Origin of the sequence: Corallincola luteus (assembly GCF_004336975.1) — a bacterium.
Lineage (GTDB): Bacteria > Pseudomonadota > Gammaproteobacteria > Enterobacterales > Neiellaceae > Corallincola > Corallincola holothuriorum.
The window spans coordinates 187,778-205,980 of record NZ_SJXE01000007.1 but is presented as its reverse complement, the minus strand read 5'-3'; the positions used below and the strand labels follow the sequence as shown (position 1 = coordinate 205,980).

17 protein-coding genes and 1 tRNA gene are annotated in these 18,203 nt (G+C 46.8%); 3 read left to right on the top strand and 15 right to left on the bottom strand.

What is annotated here, in order from left to right:
- The 3 genes from EZV61_RS14360 to EZV61_RS14350 form a co-directional block, all read right to left on the bottom strand.
- On the bottom strand, nt 1-459 hold a 459-nt coding region (locus EZV61_RS14360; RefSeq protein WP_476695891.1), incomplete at its 3' end, for a transposase.
- A gap of 116 nt (nt 460-575) precedes the next feature.
- On the bottom strand, nt 576-920 hold the full coding sequence (locus EZV61_RS14355) for a hypothetical protein (RefSeq protein ID WP_131416430.1): 345 nt from the start codon (nt 918-920) through the stop codon (nt 576-578).
- A 9-nt stretch (nt 921-929) separates the two neighbouring features.
- Nucleotides 930-2,210 (bottom strand): hypothetical protein, encoded by a 1,281-nt coding sequence (locus tag EZV61_RS14350; RefSeq protein WP_131416428.1) that lies wholly within the window; start codon nt 2,208-2,210, stop codon nt 930-932.
- Between the two features lie 483 nt (nt 2,211-2,693).
- On the opposite strand from EZV61_RS14350, the gene sbcB reads away from it, so the two are divergent.
- Nucleotides 2,694-4,109, top strand: a complete 1,416-nt coding sequence (gene sbcB / locus EZV61_RS14345) for an exodeoxyribonuclease I (RefSeq protein ID WP_131416426.1) — start codon at nt 2,694-2,696, stop codon at nt 4,107-4,109.
- On the opposite strand, the gene EZV61_RS14340 is transcribed toward sbcB, so the two are convergent.
- From EZV61_RS14340 to pheS, 11 genes are all read right to left on the bottom strand, one after another.
- Nucleotides 4,097-4,990 carry an ABC transporter substrate-binding protein gene (locus EZV61_RS14340; RefSeq protein WP_131416424.1) on the bottom strand — a complete coding sequence of 298 codons (894 nt, stop codon included), beginning with the start codon at nt 4,988-4,990 and terminating at the stop codon, nt 4,097-4,099. The genes sbcB and EZV61_RS14340 overlap by 13 nt on opposite strands.
- A 72-nt stretch (nt 4,991-5,062) precedes the next feature.
- Nucleotides 5,063-6,271: a class I SAM-dependent methyltransferase gene (locus tag EZV61_RS14335; RefSeq protein ID WP_240695213.1), complete on the bottom strand. Its 1,209-nt coding sequence runs from the start codon at nt 6,269-6,271 to the stop codon at nt 5,063-5,065.
- Nucleotides 6,272-6,336: 65 nt separating this feature from the next.
- Nucleotides 6,337-7,074: a DUF1365 domain-containing protein gene (locus EZV61_RS14330; RefSeq protein ID WP_130565644.1), complete on the bottom strand. Its 738-nt coding sequence runs from the start codon at nt 7,072-7,074 to the stop codon at nt 6,337-6,339.
- Entirely contained in the window at nt 7,071-8,318 is a 1,248-nt protein-coding gene (locus tag EZV61_RS14325) for an NAD(P)/FAD-dependent oxidoreductase (RefSeq protein WP_130565645.1), read from the bottom strand. Before EZV61_RS14325 ends, EZV61_RS14330 begins: the two co-directional genes overlap by 4 nt.
- Nucleotides 8,315-9,043: an SDR family NAD(P)-dependent oxidoreductase gene (locus EZV61_RS14320; protein WP_131416420.1), complete on the bottom strand. Its 729-nt coding sequence runs from the start codon at nt 9,041-9,043 to the stop codon at nt 8,315-8,317. Before EZV61_RS14320 ends, EZV61_RS14325 begins: the two co-directional genes overlap by 4 nt.
- Complete coding sequence (locus EZV61_RS14315) at nt 9,040-9,465, bottom strand: nuclear transport factor 2 family protein (protein ID WP_165419233.1); 426 nt, start codon at nt 9,463-9,465, stop codon at nt 9,040-9,042. The genes EZV61_RS14320 and EZV61_RS14315 overlap by 4 nt, the downstream gene beginning before the upstream one ends.
- Nucleotides 9,449-10,879, bottom strand: a complete 1,431-nt coding sequence (phrB, locus tag EZV61_RS14310) for a deoxyribodipyrimidine photo-lyase (protein WP_131416416.1) — start codon at nt 10,877-10,879, stop codon at nt 9,449-9,451. Before phrB ends, EZV61_RS14315 begins: the two co-directional genes overlap by 17 nt.
- A 218-nt stretch (nt 10,880-11,097) precedes the next feature.
- The gene (locus EZV61_RS14305) at nt 11,098-11,289 is read right to left on the bottom strand and encodes a DUF2517 family protein (RefSeq protein ID WP_267896987.1); all 192 of its coding nucleotides are present in this window, start codon (nt 11,287-11,289) and stop codon (nt 11,098-11,100) included.
- A 227-nt stretch (nt 11,290-11,516) separates the two neighbouring features.
- A complete protein-coding gene (gene ihfA / locus EZV61_RS14300; RefSeq protein ID WP_114336531.1) occupies nt 11,517-11,816 on the bottom strand; it encodes an integration host factor subunit alpha in 300 nt (99 codons plus the stop codon).
- A 2-nt stretch (nt 11,817-11,818) separates the two neighbouring features.
- A complete protein-coding gene (gene pheT, locus EZV61_RS14295) occupies nt 11,819-14,200 on the bottom strand; it encodes a phenylalanine--tRNA ligase subunit beta (protein ID WP_131416414.1) in 2,382 nt (793 codons plus the stop codon).
- Between the two features lie 21 nt (nt 14,201-14,221).
- Nucleotides 14,222-15,202 carry a phenylalanine--tRNA ligase subunit alpha gene (gene pheS / locus EZV61_RS14290; RefSeq protein WP_114336529.1) on the bottom strand — a complete coding sequence of 327 codons (981 nt, stop codon included), beginning with the start codon at nt 15,200-15,202 and terminating at the stop codon, nt 14,222-14,224.
- A 241-nt stretch (nt 15,203-15,443) separates the two neighbouring features.
- Between pheS and EZV61_RS14285 the strand changes: the two genes are divergently transcribed.
- Nucleotides 15,444-15,520: transfer RNA gene (locus EZV61_RS14285), tRNA-Val, on the top strand.
- A gap of 249 nt (nt 15,521-15,769) precedes the next feature.
- Nucleotides 15,770-16,291, top strand: coding sequence for a hypothetical protein (locus EZV61_RS14280; protein WP_131416412.1), 522 nt, complete (start codon nt 15,770-15,772; stop codon nt 16,289-16,291).
- Here the strand turns inward: EZV61_RS14280 and EZV61_RS14275 are convergent.
- Nucleotides 16,281-18,011 (bottom strand): glycoside hydrolase family 36 protein, encoded by a 1,731-nt coding sequence (locus EZV61_RS14275; RefSeq protein WP_131416410.1) that lies wholly within the window; start codon nt 18,009-18,011, stop codon nt 16,281-16,283. The genes EZV61_RS14280 and EZV61_RS14275 overlap by 11 nt on opposite strands.
- Between the last annotated feature and the right edge of the window lie 192 nt (nt 18,012-18,203).

The window sequence follows — 18,203 nt, the reverse complement described above, 5'->3', positions numbered from 1 at the left end:
TTCATTGGCTTTACGGGCAATGTGTTCGTTTAAGCAACGCATATACCAAGAGATATCAGATAAGCGTTCACGCCATTGTTGAATGATGTCGATAGCAACCTGCTTTTCCGCATCTGTGGTGAGTTTTCCCGCCAGGTAACGCCCAACCATTATTGGCCAGGTAAACAGCTTGGCCCAGCGCTCAGCTACTTCAGTATCACTCAGACTTTCAGCCTTCTTGGGGTTGAGATGTACCACCAGGTGGTAGTGATTGGACATCACCGCATAAGCGCAAAGCTCAATGGTAAAAACTTCATCTAACAGGGCTAAACGCTCAAGCACCCATTGTTTACGGTGGCCGTAGTCGGTACTGGTAAATCTATCTTCACCGCACAAGAAAGCACGGCCAACGCAGCGGCAAACACAATGGTAGTAAGGCGTATCCGCGGGTGAAACCAGCTCTGAACGGGGGCGAGTCATATCAGCTTCCTTGCTTATTTATCACTCAAACAGCGTAGAAACCGAACCTAGAACTGTCAACGTCGAGTGGTTTAGTGGATGTCCTATCCCTATAACCCTATTAATTAACCAGCCTGCTAATCATCGGCACTGTCGGTACCAATCGATATAGTTAAATTGTCTATGGGTAACTTTGAAAATATGTCTTCAATTGCTTTGCCAAGGGACTCACCGTCGGGGCCGCCCATTAATGCTAACAAGAACTGGTTATTTGACACTTGATAATCTTCAGCAAAGAACTCTTCAGGTTCAAACTCTTCAAAAAAGTCATCAAATAGATCACCTGCCGCTGGCTGGATCTCGTCTAGAAGATCCTGAAATTTACTGCCACTACCACCAGAAGCAAGCAGTTCACTGATCGCTAACCAAGTCTTTCTATCATACTCCCGTACGGTAAAGCCTACGTTGACGATATCACTCATACTCTCTTCCTAAAACATGTCATCAAACCAACACCAGCTAGCAATCCCTTGTACGGGAAGTTTTGAAAATAGTGCTACTAACTCTGATTCAATTTCATCGATATTATCGTTGTTAGACACTTCGATAAAATGAGTAAAGTCGTCCCGATGAGGGCAATGATAAAGGCACATTTGGTATTTACCAATATCATGCTTTTTGGTGATGAGCTCCCATAATGTAACTGCCTCAGCTGAATAATTCTTAAGGATTTCAGCAAATACCTTGTGAATACCAAAACTTGAGTGCCAATATTCGTTATCAAATTCCCTCGATGACTCACCATCATCGATCATCTGCTGGCGACACACCTGATGCCAAAAAGCGCGCTCTTCTTCATCTAGGGTAAAGGTTAGCCACAACTTTTTCTTTAATGGTATTTGTCCCGCCTGAAATGCCTTGACCAACCCATCATAAGTCGGTTTTGCATCCGGATGAGGTATCAGCTCTGCCAGAAAGTCACTACGCAACTGATTAAGTTCCTGCACATAGCGCGGAAGAGTGCTTACGTTGCTGTAACACGGACCGGCTAACAAAGGCCAAATAACCTTTTGAAATCGGTCAACGCCCAGAGCATCATGTCGCTCAGCTCGTTGCTGGGTGAAAAATTCCGCACTTAGTTGGTTAAACAGGTGAATGCCGTAAGATTTTCTCTGCAGCCATAGTGAACGATAAGGGTGGGCACAGTAATCATTGATCGCACGGGTATGGCTATTAATGATAGAAATGAGAACATACAAAGGTTCTAACTTAAAGAACTCACTTGTTTGCTTTTTGCCTACTTTCACTGGCAGGGGTAATTCAGTTTGATAGTCTGGCCCGCATAGCCAATCAAACAGTGCTAACGCTTCTGGTTCAGCAAGCAAATGCAACTGCTCTTCACCATAATCGCTCTCCGTTGCGATGGCCCTGCGAGACATCAGGTCGCCAACAAGACAACTAAACATGTCCTGCCACTGTTCTGGACGCACCTCAGCAGGCTCCATAGTCTCCAATAAGTAGCTGATCGTTACCTTATTAAGCACAGGGAAAAGCCTAATGTGATCTCCCGACCCTCGAATAATATCTTTTGGCGGATTACTCAAGTCACCCATCATAAAATAGTTGTGATACCAGCGATACTCTTTACGGCTACAGTCCTCTTCATAATATTCTTTAAAACTGTCGTCCCAACATTGCTGGCGCTTTGTTTGCCACTCAGGATCTTGGATGACCTGTAACATCTTGGCTATGTTTTCAGGAAACTGCGTCATTAATCGTCTTCCTCCAACAAGTCCTTAATTTCGTCTTCTGATACGTCAAATGCCGTTTGGGCCATCCCTCTAAAGCGGAGAGGACAGCCATTTTTGGATAGCTACAAATAGTCACCTCGGAATAGGGTTTATTCAATACCCCTTCGGTGGAAAACATGACTTTAGGCTTATTAACTGACTATTTTTTAGGGGATATTTTACGATTTCAAACTGAACTTTAGGAGGCAAGACACTCCAAACTCTTTCCTTTGGGACTGAACTGTGACGTGATTCTTCTGGACAGCCATCTCTAGATAGATAAATCAGCGGCATTTGTGGTCACATCAGCTTGATATCTTCTTTTGCCTCCAAACTTCGTTAACCTCAAAGAAATGAAAACTGACCTGTCACCAGTTGTTTTCTAGTAGAAAGCAATGCAGGACATTAAAAAGAAGAATGTTAGAATCGGTAGCAAGCTAACACGTTAAAACAGCAAAACACTCTATGAAACAGAACACGATCCTCTGGCACGATTATGAAACCTTTGGCGCTGATCCTAAACGTGACCGCCCAGTTCAGTTCGCGGCGATCCGTACAGATGAAGATCTCAACGAGATCGACGAGCCGTTGATGTTTTATTGTGCGCCAGCGGATGATGTGCTGCCGGCACCAATGGCCTGTTTAGTTACAGGGATAACGCCGCAATTGGCATTAGCCAATGGGATCCCTGAAGTTGAGTTTATTAAAAGGGTGAATACAGCATTCAGTGTGCCGGGTACATGCAGCGCCGGTTACAACACCATCCGCTTTGATGACGAAGTCACCCGCAATACCCTTTATCGTAACTTGATGGATCCGTATGCCCGGGAATGGAAAAACGGTAATAGCCGCTGGGATATTATCGATATGGTACGTACCTGCTACGCACTGCGCCCCGAAGGTATCGAATGGCCGACGCGGGAAGATGGTGCCCCCAGCTTTAAGTTAGAGCATCTCACTGCAGCGAACAGTCTCGCTCACGGTCAGGCCCATGATGCGCTGTCAGATGTGCGTGCGACCATTGCGATGGCGAAGTTGATAAAAGAAAAACAGCCACGACTGTACGATTACCTATATGGCTTGAGATCAAAGCGAGAGCTCGCCAAGCTCATTGACGTTGTAAAAATGCAGCCTTTGCTACACGTATCTTCGAAGATCCCCGCAGCTCAAGGGTGCTGTAGCTGGGTACTGCCGCTGATGTTTCACCCGACAAACAAGAACAGCATTGTGGTTGCCGATCTTAATTGCGATCCGACCCCTTTGTTAAAGATGAGCACTGAGCAGGTATTGGAAGCACTTTATGCCAAAGCAGATGCCGGACTCTATCGACCGCCACTCAAACTCGTTCATCTGAATAAGTGCCCGGTATTGGCGCCGGCAAAGATGCTGACAGCAGAGAATGCTGAGCGCTTAGGGATTGACCGAGATGCGTGCTTACAACACCTTAGCTGGTGGCGAAGCAACGCCCAGATCAAACACACCCTATCTGACGTCTATGAAGCCCCTTACGAGGGACATGTTGACGATGTAGACCTAAATCTTTACCAAGGTTTTGCCAGCAATCATGACAAGGCGACGATGGAGGTGATTCACCAAACTAAGGTTGAAGATCTACCCGCTATCACACCGAACTTCGAAGACCCTCAGCTCGCTGAACTGTTCTTTCGATTTAAGGCCAGAAACTACCCTCACCTTTTATCTGAACAGGAACAGCTTAGATGGCAGGCATTCAGGGAAAAACGGCTTGCTGCGCCCAACCCCTACGCGTTAGATATTCAGACCTTTAGTCATGAACTTGAAGCGTTGGCGATGGAACATCAAAACAATGAGAAGAAAATGGCGATCTTACATGCGCTGTATGATTACGCTCAGTCTTTGTAAACCTCAGTTGCGACATGATCGAGATACTTTCTATTGATAGGCCGCGTCGTCTCAAGCAGAGGGTTGGCTAATACAATCGTGGCCATCTCTGCATAACGGTAACGCCTAAGGCTTTGGCCAAAGTAACGCTCAAACATTGTCATAAAGTCACCGCTAGCGATCATCTTTTCCATACTCTGGGTAAGACAGGTGTTCAGCTCGATATCGCTATGATTAGTGAAGAAATAACCTGCGGTGGGATATATCAATGCGATATCAGGCAAAACTGCGAAACTATCATCATTCAGTACTTCCAGCTCCCTATCCACTTCAATAACCGCTCTGGGAAAGTAATCAACAAACCCTTCTTTGAGTAAACGATACATCTCAGATGTTGTGCCGTAACCATCAACGGGTAACGCGTTAGCACGCAATATCTCAATATCCGGCCAATCGTACCCCTGCACTGCGCGCAGTTCTTTTAACTGTTCTATTGTTCGGATGTGACTAAAACGAGCTAGGTCCTGGCGGCGCACAACCAGCACGCGAAAACCAAGCAGGCCGCGATAGATAGGAATGGGGACGGGCTTTAACAGCGACTCGCGCTCACTGGAAGTCATAGTCCAGACAACACTTAAACTGCCAGGATCTTCCGCTATTTCCATTGCCGCACGCCCCTGCAACATGGAGATCTCGGACCGTTCAAGTTGGTAACCAGAGCCGCAACCTTCAATTACCGCTTGGAGTAAATGTTGCGGGTACAGATCCGGCAAGCGTACCTCGTCGTGACCTAAAAGGTAACGTACCGTTTTCTTACTGCTATTGTCTGTGGCCTCTGCTTGCAGATCACCGGATGTAAAACAAAAAAAGACAATAAGCGTTAGGTAATTCAGCCAGTTCAAGGTTTTTTGGCTCGCTAAGTTGTGTATCAAATTTATCTTAGCAGCGAACCAAACAAACGTTAGTTATTCCGCTTATTTCACTGAGAAAGCGAGATCAGCTCGATGTTCTGGTTTACTTAGCACCACTTGCACCGTACTAATCACCCGCTCTCTGAACGCACCTTCGCAATAACAGAGATAGTATTGCCATAGGCGCACAAACTGTTCGGAGAACCCCATCTCGCGTACCGCGTCAAGGTTGGCAAAAAATCCTTCCCGCCAATGTGCCAGTGTTGTCGCATAGTGCAGACCAATATCTTCCAGTTGCCTGATCACCATGTCACTGTGCTGGGAAACCTGGGTAGAGAGGCGCTCCACAGATGGCAAACAACCGCCAGGAAATATATATTTTTGAATAAAATCAACACTGTTAACATACTTTGTATAACGTTGATCGGATATCGTAATTGCCTGAATTAATGCAGTCGCCTGCGGCTTCAGTAGCGACGATATCTTTTCGAAGTAGCTCGGTAAATACTGGTGGCCAACCGCTTCGATCATCTCAATGGATACGATTTTGTCGTATTTGCCGGTTAGCTCACGATAATCCTGTTTCAACAAAGTGATCTGATGCTCAAGCCCTTTTTCTCTGATCCGTTGCTGAGCAAATCGATATTGTTGCTCCGAAATAGTTGTCGTGGTTACGTGACAACCATAGTGTTCCGCCGCATAGATGGCCAAACCACCCCAGCCAGTGCCTACTTCAAGCAGGTGGTCAGACGGTTGCAAAGCTAGCTTTTCGCACACCACCTGCAGTTTATATTCCGCAGCCTCATCAAGGCTGGTGTCTGGGGTACGATAGATGGCGCTGGAATACATCATTTTCGGATCGAGAAATAGCTGATAAAAATCATTACTCAGATCGTAGTGGTCACCGATATTCTGACGCGCGTTCCGCCTACTATTACGACGGCGCCAATGACTGAGCACACGCAGTGGCGACTGCAGCCAGCTAAACTTAGCCTCTAATCTTTCTAACCTAGGGAGGTTCGCAGCAAAAATCTGGATCAAGCGGGTTAAATGATCACACCGCCACGCACCGCGAATGTATGCCTCAGCCGCTCCGATACTGCCGCCAAAAACAAAGGCTCGGTAAGCTGACGGGTCGAGTATCTCAACCGTGACATCAGCATCTCCTTCGCCGAAACGACAGCTGTCGGTACCGTCCAGCAGCATGACTGTGCCATGCTCTACCTCGTTGAAAAGTCGAAATACCAGCTGCTTGGCGAACTTATCGCGCATAGAAGGTTTCGCAGTGTCTGTGCCTTGATAGAGTTTGTCTGTTAGTAAGCGTTTTTCCCGTGTCATCAATGCACCTCTTTTCCAGATGGGTGACCTATAAAAGGCACACCTTTAAGCCAAATCTTCAATGCTTGCCAATAGATAGCAAAGACGATTTTGAACGTTATCAGCGGTATACGTAGGAAGATACGTTTTAGATTAGTTCGGGTTAACGGTTGGTGCTTAAGCTGCATGTTGGCATTAAACATCACTGTGTCACTTTGCAGATTCTTCACCCCAAAACCAAGTGTTGCTGTTGGCTCTGCAATGGCCCACTCGTATCGTTGATCCATCTCCATAAACGGCGATACGTGGAATGCTTTTTCCGCTGACGAAGGATTATCTGCGTCAATCAGATATCTATGCCGTTCGTTCCAAGGTGTATTGCTGACCTCAGCTAAGATATAAACGAGCGCTTCACCGCGGTAGCAGTAATACAGATTAATCGGGCTAAAATGAAAACCAAAGTACGCCGGATGGCACAGTGCAAAAACTTTATCTAGTGTTCCTTCGCCGCCTAACGCATTAACTTCACTTTGCACACGCTGCTTCAGCCGTGACTCTGACCGGTGGGAAAGGTGCCTATCAGCGCAAAATTTCGCCACACTAAACCGACGCTCACCCAACCAAGGCCGCAGGGCTGGCCACTTCCCTTCGTTATCCAAATCTAGATAAAGCATCATCAGATAGTATCTGAAGCTGTGGCGCTTGGGCGCAAAGCGAGTGTGCGCAACCCAACCGTGATATAACCCCTCACCTATCATAGTGTTTCCCCAAATGCTTCTGCGACCCTTAAAGCACTATTCACGCCATCTTCATGGAAACCATTAAACCAGTACGCGCCACAAAAGTGGCTACGCCGCCAACCACTAATTTGCCCCCACATGGTTTGGGCATTAGCCGCAGCGACCGTATATTGTGGATGAGCATAGGTGAATTTTCTTAGTACCTTGCTGGCGTCGATCTTTGTCGTGGCGTTAAGCGTGACACAGAAGGTTTCGTCCGACTTTATCCCCTGCAAGATATTCATATTGTAGGTGAGCTGCGGTAACTCGGTATCTACGCCATCCATCAGGTAATTCCAACTCGCCCATGCGCGCTTTTCCAGCGGAAGCAATGACTGATCAGTATGTAAAACCACCTCGTTATCAGCATAAGCAAGCGCAGAAAGTATTTCCTGCTCATTCGCGTCGGCATCAGCGAGAAGAGATAGGGCTTCATCTGAATGGCAGCAAAAAACCACCTCATCAAACTGTTGCTCACTGCCGTCAGCAAATCTCACGATGACGGCGGATTCCAAACGCTGCACCGATGAGATTTGCGCATTCAGTTGGATATCACCATCTATTTGCCGAACGAGTGGTTCGACATAGCTGCGCGATCCCCCTCCAACGACATACCATTGGGGACGATCTTTAATATCCAGCAAACCGTGATTTAGGAAGAAACGCAGGAAAAAGGTCAACGGAAATGCTTTCATCCCTTCTATGCTGGTCGACCAAATCGCTGCCCCCATAGGTAGAATGTAATGCTGCTGAAAGAAGTCGCTGAACTGATGCTTAGAAAGGAAATCACCAAGGCAATCATGACCCAAACTGGATTGAGATTGTGCCTTACATAGCTTGTTGAAACGGAGTATCTCGCTAATTAATCGATAAAACTTTGGGCTAAACAGGTTCTTACGTTGAGCAAACAGCGTATTTAGGTCATGGCCGTTATACTCAAGGCCAGACTGCCTATTACTGACGCTGAAGCTCATTTCTGTGGGCTTATACTTAACCCCTAATTGATCAAGCAAACGGATAAAGTTGGGATAAGTACGGTCATTGAATACGATAAAGCCTGTATCTACCGCGTAGCTTTTACCACCCACCTCCACATCAACAGTATGCGTGTGGCCACCAATGTAGTGGTTCTTCTCAAACAGGGTGACATCATGCTTTCGCGAAAGCAGTTTCGCCGTAACTAAGCCTGAAATTCCGGCGCCAATGATAGCTATACGCTTCATACTTTAATTAACCTTTTTTGTACTACTAACTGCCAAGACTCGGGTAGACAGGCGAGCAGTCGCAAAAACCAGATCAGCCGTCTAGGAAAAGTGATTAATGGCTTACGATTAGCGATCCCGCGTTGGATCCGACGACAGGCTTCTTCTACTGGCATTAGGAGCGGCATCGAAAAATCATTCCTACGGGTAAGCGGCGTATCAACAAAGCCCGGCTCAATCAGGCCGACGCTAATATCCATTTTTAGCCAGTCAACACGTAATGAACGAGCAAAATAATTTAGCGCAGCCTTGGTAGCGCCATAAGCTTCCGCACGGGGGAACGGAAACAGACGCGCAGATGACCCAACAATATAGACTTGGGCGTCTGTAACTTCGGCTAAATGCGGGGCTAGCAAAGCCAGTAAATCAACCTGGCTTTGGAAGTTAACCTGCCACATCCGCATAAATAGCGCAGTGTCTAACTTGCCGTCATTAATATACTCACAACCACCCGCCGCCATAATAACTAACGACGGTAAACCTGTTTCCGCCATCGCTTCAACAGCATCTACTACCTGGTCGCTTTCCAATAGGTCAACACTCTGGGTCCTTATGCGTGCCCCTTCAAGTTGCTTGAGCGCGTCTATATTTCTGCCCCATGCAATAACATCGTAACCAAGCCCTGCGTAATCTAGCGCAAGCTGCCGCCCGATACCCGAGGTAGCGCCTGTTATCAGGATCCTCATGCAGCCAAACGTCGCTTGAGGAAGTTAACTACACCACCCAATAGCGGCACCTGCTCGTAAAGCATCGTTCCCATATCAAAGAAATCGGTATGCTGATAAATCCCATTGTCGTTAAACTTAAGGACACTGCAGCCAGGCACGAGAATCTCTTTTCCCTGCTGCAATTTCGGATGAGAAAATGACATCTGCCACTGCAAGAAGCAGACGTTGTCGTTGAAGGCTCTTTCGAAGATCTCAAAGCGACAGTGAGTGAGGTCATTACATAAACCTGAAAAGTACGCAGTTAAAGCATCTAACCCCTCAACAGTATGAGCGGGATCCTTAAACACAACCTCTTCTGTATAGATTGAATCCAACTGAGCCAAACTATCAACAGTAAGGTTAGTAAACAGCGTTTCGAAACGTTTAAGGTAAGGTTGCATCATTGATTCCTTTATAGAACGCCAGCGCTCGTTGACGGGCTTCCGCATGAATAACCACAGGCATGGGGTAATCTCCTGCCAAAAGGTTTCTACCCTTTTTGTGCGGTTCAAAGATCTCCGGTACGGCTAACGATTTAAGTTCTGGCACCCACTTACGAATGAAACTGCCGTCCGGATCGAAACGTTTTGCCTGCAGAAGTGGGTTGAAGATCCTGAAATAAGGCACGGAATCCGCACCGGTACTTGCCGCCCACTGCCACCCACCGTTATTGGCAGCCAAATCACCATCGACCAACTGCTGCATAAAATACCGCTCTCCCCAGCGCCAATCGATGAGTAAGTGTTTCGTAAGGAAGCTGGCAACCACCATTCTTAGCCGGTTGTGCATCCAACCGGTATGTTTAAGTTGTCGCATCCCTGCATCAACCAACGGATACCCAGTTAATCCATCGCACCACTGTTGAAATAGCTGTGCATCATTGCACCACTGTAGCGAGTCGTAAGCAGGCTTAAATGAACGGTGCATGGATAATCGCGGGTACGCTTCAATCAAATGACGATAAAAATCTCGCCAAACCAGTTCGCTTAACCAAACATTTTCGCCCTCGGACAACGCACTGATATCACCGCTGACCTGATATAGCAATCTGGCAATACATTGCCTGGCAGAAATAGCTCCTATTGCCAAAAACGGACTTAAAGCACTTGTACCGGCAATGGCTGGCACATCCCTATCTGCATGATAATCATTAACTTTCTCAGCAACAAACTGGCGCAAGGTACCTAATATCTGCTCTTCAGTTACTGTTTGACTATTATTGACGTTTATATTTTCAGGCCAGCTAGACGCTTCATTATTGCTAGACGACAGGGTGTGACACTGCCTCGCCTTAGGTCGAGGAAAACAGCTAACCCCGGCACTACTGAAAAGGCGCAGCCATGCCTTTTTAAATGGCGTAAACACGGAGAATGGCTTGCCCTTCCCTGTTAATACCGACCCTGGAGGCAGTATTGCTCTTGTATCATAAGCGACCGTAGCGACACCTAGCAGTTGCAAGGCAGCTTTAACCTCGCGATCTCTTTTGCCTTCATTAAAGCCGACCTCTTTATTGATAAATAGATGATCTATATCGTTCGCCTGGCAATGGCTGGCAATTAGCTCTGGAATCTCACTGTAGGTATCAGCCATCAGCACAGTAAGGCCAATATTTAAGGCGGCAAGTTCGGCAGTTAAAGCTTCTATACGACGTCGAATCAATCCGATGCGGCTCGGAGACCAGTGATGACGCAGCCATTGCGTCGGAGAAATAACGTAAATCGCAAAGACCTGGCCTTCATCCTTTTCACAGGCATGAAAGAGCGCGGGGTTATCCAACGTTCTTAAATCGTCTCGGAACCAAACTAATTTCGCCAACTGACTACCCTTATCCGATCAACATCGCCTACAACAGCATATTTGTTTATACAACACAAAAGGTTAACGGCAGAAACGCTGGTTCGGATCAGTCGCGGTAGGCTAATTTTAGGTGATCAGGGTGAGAGAATATTGGTCGGAGCTGAATTTTTGACAAAAAAAAGCGGGAGTAAAGACTCCCGCGCAAAAATTCAATAGAAGCAATTGCTTCTCAAAGGCTAATAAATCTTACGAAAAACACTCTGTGACTGAGTCATCCAAACCGGCTTATCACTGGTTTTGAGCCAGTAGCGATGAAGATAACTAAACAGCTGAGCCCTTTTCGTATTAAACACAAAAGGAAAAGCTATAACGCCTAACACCAATACGAACATGCGACGTGCCACAACTTTAGGGAAGCTATAACGCATATACATGTCTCAATCCGTTGCCTTAGTGTTAAGTTGGTCACACTGTAACTAAAGCAAAGTCAGTTTACAAGAATTATTTAATTATTTGCAGTTGATCACACTTGATGAGCACCTAATGTAGTTTTGTTACACCAACCACCCCTTTAGAAGTAGTCATCAAAACAAAGATACAAAAAAGCCACCCGAAGGTGGCTTTTCTTTAGTACATCAATTTAACTAATCTAAAACTATTCACCACCGTCGATAGCATCTTCAACACGGCTTTTGAGCTTTTGCCCCGGGCGAAATGTCACCACCCTGCGTGCAGAAATTGGAATATCTTCGCCAGTTTTTGGATTTCGACCAGGTCGCTCATTCTTGTCTCGCAACTCAAAATTGCCAAAACCAGACAGCTTTACCTGTTCTCCACTTTCCAACGCCGAACGGATCTCTTCAAAAAAAGATTCGACCATCTCTTTTGAATCCCGTTTGCTCAAACCAATCTTTTCAAACAAGTGTTCAGCGATGTCAGCTTTGGTCAACGCCATTATCAGTCCCTCAAACAAGCACCATATTCTGAGGACAGGGTGTCCACGACGCGTTGCACGATGGCAGCCATCTCGTTTTCCTCTAACGTCCGCTCGTTATCTTGTAAGCGCAACGCTAAAGCGAGACTTTTGTGTCCGTCTGGAATACCTTTGCCCCTGTATACATCGAACAAGTCTATGCCAACTAACTGATTTCCGCCAACTTTCCTTGAGGCATTTATTAAGTCTGCAGCATTTATCTGCTCTTCAACGACAATCGCGATATCTCTGCGATTAGCAGGGAAGCGTGAAACAGGCGCAGCTTCAGGTACTTTTCGCTGCAATACGCTGCTTAATGACAACTCAAACAGGAAAACTTGGCTATCAATACCAAGCTTATCCGCAACTTGCGGATGCAAAGCACCACACCAACCTACGGCAACATCACCACGATATATCCGAGCAGATTGCCCTGGATGAAGGGCTGGATTCACTTCCTTTTTGAAACTAAATGTTTCTGCATCAGAGGTTAACGACAATAACGCTTCTACATCACCTTTCAAATCGAAGAAGTCGACATTCGATGACACATCATCCCAATGCTCATCAACCTTGCCCCCGGTAATAGCGCCAGCGATCATCCCTTGCTGATCCGGTAAATTCTCGCCGTTTGGCAAAAAGCGAAGACCGCTTTCAAATATACGAACCCGTGTCTGCTGGCGATTCTGGTTATATTTAACGGCTTGTAGGAGTCCAGACCAAAGGCTAACGCGCATAGCTGACATATCAACCGAGATAGGATGCGGCAATACGATTGCTTCAGCTTCAGGATGCAACACTGCTTGCGCCTTAGGATCAACAAAACTGTATGTAATCGCTTCCTGATAGTCACGACTAACAAGCAGTTTTTTCATCTCTGCTAAAGGCAGCGCAGCTTCCTGATGCTCGCCCATCACTAAGCTTCCCGCTGGGGCAATATTAGGTATGTTGTTGTAGCCATAAACACGAGCGATCTCTTCGATGAGATCCTCTTCGATAGCAATATCAAAACGGAAGCTCGGAGCAACCGCTGACCAGCCACCATCAATCAGTTCAACTGCCATCCCCAAGCGCTGCAAGATCTCAGTAACTTGCTCATTGGGAATGCTACATCCTAATAATCGAGCCAGACGACTCTGACGCAGCTCAATAGTATTTCGTGTAGGCAAATGAGATGCTTCAGTGCGGTCAATCAAAGGGCCTACCTGCCCCCCACATATTTCGACAACTAGCTCAATCGCTCTCGCCATCGCGCGATATTGCAACTCGGGATCCACACCACGCTCAAATCGATGAGAAGAATCGGTGTGCAAACCATAAGTTCGCGCTTTACCGGTAATAGCTAGCGGGCTAAAAAACGCACACTCTAGTAAAATATCTTGCGTGTCTGCATTCACACCCGTGCGCTCGCCACCGAATATGCCTGCCATTGCCACAGGACCTGACGCGTCAGCGATAACAAGCGTATCGTCTCGTAGCTCAACACTATTGCCATCAAGCAATGTTAGCGACTCACCCGCTTCAGCCATGCGCACGGTGATCGCGGCATCTAACTTCGCTAAGTCAAAGGCATGCATCGGCTGGCCAAGCTCTAACAGCACATAATTGGTGATATCGACAATTGGATCGATAGACCGTATGCCACAACGACGTAATTTTTCAACCATCCACAAAGGTGTCGATGCGGTGACATCGACATTCTTTATAACCTGACCTAAATAGCGTGGACATGCTTCTGTTGCCGACACTGAAATAGGGAAAACATCAGTGATGCTGGTTTCAACCGAATTACTGACTGGGCCCTGCACATCGATTTGGTTCAGAACACCTACTTCCCGTGCCAGGCCAGCAATGCTCAGGCAATCAGCACGGTTGGTCGTCAAGTCGACGTCAATGACAGAGTCATCCAGTTGCAGGTAATCACGCACAGACTGGCCGACAGGAGCATCAAGAGGAAGTTCAAGAATACCGTCGGCACTCTCTGCCATGCCCAGCTCTTCTTCACTACAAAGCATGCCAAACGATGGCTGGCCGCGGAGTTTCGCTTTCTTGATTTTGAAATTACCTGGCAATACCGCACCCACGGTGGCAACAGCCACTTTAAGGCCTTGGCGGCAATTCGCGGCGCCACATACGATATCCAGTAACTCCTCGTCACCCACATCAATTTTGGTAACTTGCAACTTGTCCGCTTCAGGGTGTTTAGCGCAACTGACCACTTCGCCAATCACAATACCGGTGAACTCACCCGCTACAGGGACAATTTCATCCACTTCTAAGCCGGCCATAGTGATCTGTTCAGCCAGCTCATCACTCTTTGATTTTGGTGATACCCATTCGCGCAACCACTGTTCGCTGAATTTCATTGTTCTTGTTCTCCTCGGCTATCAGCTGAACTGCTTAAGAAAGCGCAAATCATTTTCAAAAAATGCGCGAAGGTCATTAACGCCATAGCGCAACATGGTGAGTCGTTCGACTCCCATACCAAAAGCGAAGCCCGTATACTTTTCAGGATCGATACCTACGGAGCGAAGGACGTTAGGATGCACCATGCCGCAACCTAAGACTTCGAGCCAGCCGTTCTTACCCTTTACATCCACTTCTGCAGACGGTTCAGTGAACGGGAAAAAAGAGGGACGGAAACGTACTTCCAGATCCTCTTCAAAAAAGGCGCGAAGAAAATCGTGGAGAATACCTTTTAGCTCAGCAAAGCTGACATTTTCATCGACCATCAAACCTTCAACCTGGTGAAACATTGGTGTATGGGTTTGGTCGTAATCGTTGCGGTAAACTCTACCGGGAGAAATAATGCGTAGCGGCGGCTTTTCCACTTCCATGGTGCGGATCTGAACCCCAGAAGTTTGCGTCCGCAACATCATGTCAGGGTTAAAATAGAAGGTATCGTGATCCGCTCGCGCAGGGTGATGCTCAGGGATGTTTAATGCATCGAAGTTGTGAAAGCCATCTTCAATCTCTGGGCCTTGCTTAACTTGAAAACCTAACTCACCGAAAAAGCTTTCGATACGAGCAATAGTGCGACTAACAGGGTGTAAGCCACCGGTTGAAGCGCGACGACCAGGCAAGGTGACATCAATCGACTCACTGGCGAGTCGTATATTCAGCTCTTGCTCTTTTAACATCTCGCGGCGAGCATTCATTGCTCCCGTGATCGCTTGCTTTGCTTGGTTGATCGCCTGCCCTGCTTTGGGCTTTTCTTCAGGACTTAGCTTACCCAAGCCTTTCATTAGATCAGTGAATTTACCTTTTTTGCCAAGGTATTCGACACGCAACGTCTCAAGCGTTGCGTTGTCGTCTGCTTTTGAGATCGCTTCTAGCGCCTCAGCAGAAATTGCTTCCAGATTATGCATGGATAGTTACCGAACTATACGCAGAACGCGCAGATCCCAGTTTATGTCGTTATAAAGGCAGGAATTCTAACTGATCCACACCAATACTGACCAGTTTTAAACAGACTTTATGATCTGCAACATGAGGCTGGCGCATTCCCATCGACTGATAAATCACCAAACAGTTGTCAAAACAAAAAAACTGCTTGCGCAGGAAAATTCATTTGCTACTATACGAGCCGCTTCAAACAGCAGCATTAAAGCGTCCTTAGCTCAGTTGGTTAGAGCGCTACCTTGACATGGTAGAGGTCGGTGGTTCGAATCCACTAGGACGCACCAAACTCCCCTTGCGCCTCGTTTCAACCAATTTCAGTGTCAAAATATTTTACATAAGAAAAATTTAAATCCCTTTGTTTTTCGTAGCTTACAAATTCACTCGTGATCCCGAGCAATATTTAATCAATTCCCCTTTGATTGATTTGTTAAATTTGTTTACATTTAACACGTCTAAAGTTTATTAATCGGTGTATCTCAGTGGTCAAGCAGTCCCTGACAGGTATCGTAGCGATATTAACAACATGTTGCTCCTTGAGCGCGAACGCGGCGGATGTCGAAATATTCGACGGGTCACGTTTGTTCATTATGTCGGCCTACGATCAGCAAACAGCGATGCCTACCTCTAAGCAAGATCCGCTTTCGCTTCCAGCGACAGCTTATGAGCTAATCACTAATACACTGAGTGACGTATACCAGAAGGCAAAATTCGCACCTTCGGCCCAGGAGAGCTACTTCCCAGATTCAAAACTGTATGAAATGGTCGCTCTGCCAATGGTTGCCATTCCCTATCTCGATGATGGCTATCAAGTTGAACTCTTTGGACAGTTTTATGACAAGCAACGAAATGACTTGCTAAACATAGGCGCTGATGACCCGCTCTATCACTACTACGCTGGTGAGCAAACAGGCGTACTGAATAAAGATTTTGCAATCGGCTTTGGCACCAGTTACCTAATCAATAAAGATGTAACGGTTCAAACGATGTTTAGCTCTGGCGCAATTCCTAACCATGGCGACAGTAATGTCGCCGTCGGTATTGATATCAGCTTTTAGTTAATTCAATAACAGCGCCATCATAGCCGTCGAGAACGACAACAACACAATCACTTTCCAGCCTCACTTCTGCGCCCACAATGACGTTGCAGCTTTCTTCACTCTGCAGGGCAATTGATAGTGTCAGCGCTTCTTCGCCACCATTGGTCAATGTGACTAAGCGTCCGCCACTACAGTTCGCCACACCAACATGCTGATCAAGACCAACGAACTGCGCTGCACCATAGCCTTGATCAATTAACCGGCTCACTGCTTTTACGAAAGACTTTTGCTCGGTGGTAAGCGCGTTTAATCTATCACCGAGCATCAGAATGCCACCGCTAGCGATGATAGTTGTTAAATGCAGACGATAGTTTGCCTGGTTTGCAACCTGACCAGGTATATCCCTAAATACCAAACAATCAGGATCATTGAGCCACAATGTTCCGTGGCACCAATTACGATAGAAGGTCTCACGCCGTATCTGATTAAAGCGATACCACTGCCGCTCAACATCGTCGGACACACGCATACCGTCGACTAGCCCAACGCTTGGCCACATGGGTGCATTGCAGCCGAGAATAAACGCACCATCGGCAGCCTCATTAATCGCTTGCATGCCCAAACGATAAGCCTCAACGCGTGTCACGTTTTCCCGGCTCAATTTCCCCCCATGAACGGCCCCCCAAAAGTTCGCGTCGAGCTTAAAATAGTCAACCCCCCACGAATTTCTCATTGTACTAACCACATGCTTAAGGTATTGAATAACTTCTGACTGCGTCGCGTCTAACATGTACCACGGCGTACAGCGCCAGCCACCATAAGTAACCTCTTCTGCCGCTAGCGGTTGATCTGTTTCGGGGTGCTTTACAAACCATTCAGGATGTTCTTTAAACAAACGTGATCCGCGTTCGGCAATAAATGGCGCCAGCCAGATCCCCGCTTTTTTCCCTTGGGCTTTAATCTCTTTTATCAGCGCAGGAACGCCACCGTCAAACTTGTCAGAAGGAGTCAGCCAATCCCCCATAAACGCTTGATAGCCATCATCGATTTGAATGAACTCTAATGCAGGGTATGACTTTAATTCTGCCAAGTTTTCTCGAACGTCATCCGCCGTGACATTTTCGTAGTAGTGATACCATGAGCACCACCCTTGAGGGATCTTCTCTGGAAGCGCTCGGGGATGAGCGACCTGCATCAATTGACCGAATTGCGATAGCAGCTGATCTAAGTATTGCCCCTCAAGGCAGCAAAAGCCTTCTAACTGGATTGTTTCATGGGGCGCAAGCGTCACCCCTTCCAGATCCAGCGTGACCTCGATCCTTCCCTGCCGCAAAGAAAAATAGCCAGCGAAGCGATGACAAGAAACAAAGCCAAGCAATATGAATTGGTTGCCGGAATTGAGGACGCAGAGATTGTAAACGCGTTGTTCTCGATTGGGATCATACAGCCGATAGGTTTTACCATCATCACAACGACCAATATCAACAGGCTTAGCAAGCAGTCCGCCGGTTTGCGATAACATTTGAAAGCCTTCACCGTATAAGAGCGCATCATCATTCAGGCCATGTTGCCAATCATAAATAACCACTTTGTCTACGGCCTGATAACGGCCAGTCTGATTGGTTAACTCAGCAGTCATTACCCCATTATCAAACGGTCGAAGCAGAAAGAAGTGGTCTGCCGCGTTATTCCCACTAGTAATGGACGAGGAAGATTGGGTAAGTGAGTGCAACGTCATAATATTTCCTGTCGATCCAAATCTAATTTGTGATCATCTAGTCAACTAACTGAGTTCTTTATAACTATATTGGTATAGCAAAATATATCCTAACCTTTTTGTCAGTCATCGAGGCACTATATGAGCCAGTCACGCCTTACAAAAATTTCGATAGTTTTATTAGCTTTTTGCTGTATCAATGCGCATGCAGAA

Excerpts from the sequence above, each read along its gene's own strand:
- EZV61_RS14355 (WP_131416430.1), bottom strand. The coding sequence starts at position 920 with ATGAGTGATATCGTCAACGTAGGCTTTACCGTACGGGAGTATGATAGA.
- EZV61_RS14350 (WP_131416428.1), bottom strand. The coding sequence starts at position 2,210 with ATGACGCAGTTTCCTGAAAACATAGCCAAGATGTTACAGGTCATCCAA.
- sbcB (WP_131416426.1), top strand. The coding sequence starts at position 2,694 with ATGAAACAGAACACGATCCTCTGGCACGATTATGAAACCTTTGGCGCT.
- EZV61_RS14335 (WP_240695213.1), bottom strand. The coding sequence starts at position 6,271 with ATGCGCGATAAGTTCGCCAAGCAGCTGGTATTTCGACTTTTCAACGAG.
- EZV61_RS14330 (WP_130565644.1), bottom strand. The coding sequence starts at position 7,074 with ATGATAGGTGAGGGGTTATATCACGGTTGGGTTGCGCACACTCGCTTT.
- EZV61_RS14325 (WP_130565645.1), bottom strand. The coding sequence starts at position 8,318 with ATGAAGCGTATAGCTATCATTGGCGCCGGAATTTCAGGCTTAGTTACG.
- EZV61_RS14320 (WP_131416420.1), bottom strand. The coding sequence starts at position 9,043 with ATGAGGATCCTGATAACAGGCGCTACCTCGGGTATCGGGCGGCAGCTT.
- EZV61_RS14315 (WP_165419233.1), bottom strand. The coding sequence starts at position 9,465 with ATGCAACCTTACCTTAAACGTTTCGAAACGCTGTTTACTAACCTTACT.
- EZV61_RS14305 (WP_267896987.1), bottom strand. The coding sequence starts at position 11,289 with ATGCGTTATAGCTTCCCTAAAGTTGTGGCACGTCGCATGTTCGTATTG.
- ihfA (WP_114336531.1), bottom strand. The coding sequence starts at position 11,816 with ATGGCGTTGACCAAAGCTGACATCGCTGAACACTTGTTTGAAAAGATT.
- pheT (WP_131416414.1), bottom strand. The coding sequence starts at position 14,200 with ATGAAATTCAGCGAACAGTGGTTGCGCGAATGGGTATCACCAAAATCA.
- pheS (WP_114336529.1), bottom strand. The coding sequence starts at position 15,202 with ATGCATAATCTGGAAGCAATTTCTGCTGAGGCGCTAGAAGCGATCTCA.
- EZV61_RS14275 (WP_131416410.1), bottom strand. The coding sequence starts at position 18,011 with ATGACGTTGCACTCACTTACCCAATCTTCCTCGTCCATTACTAGTGGG.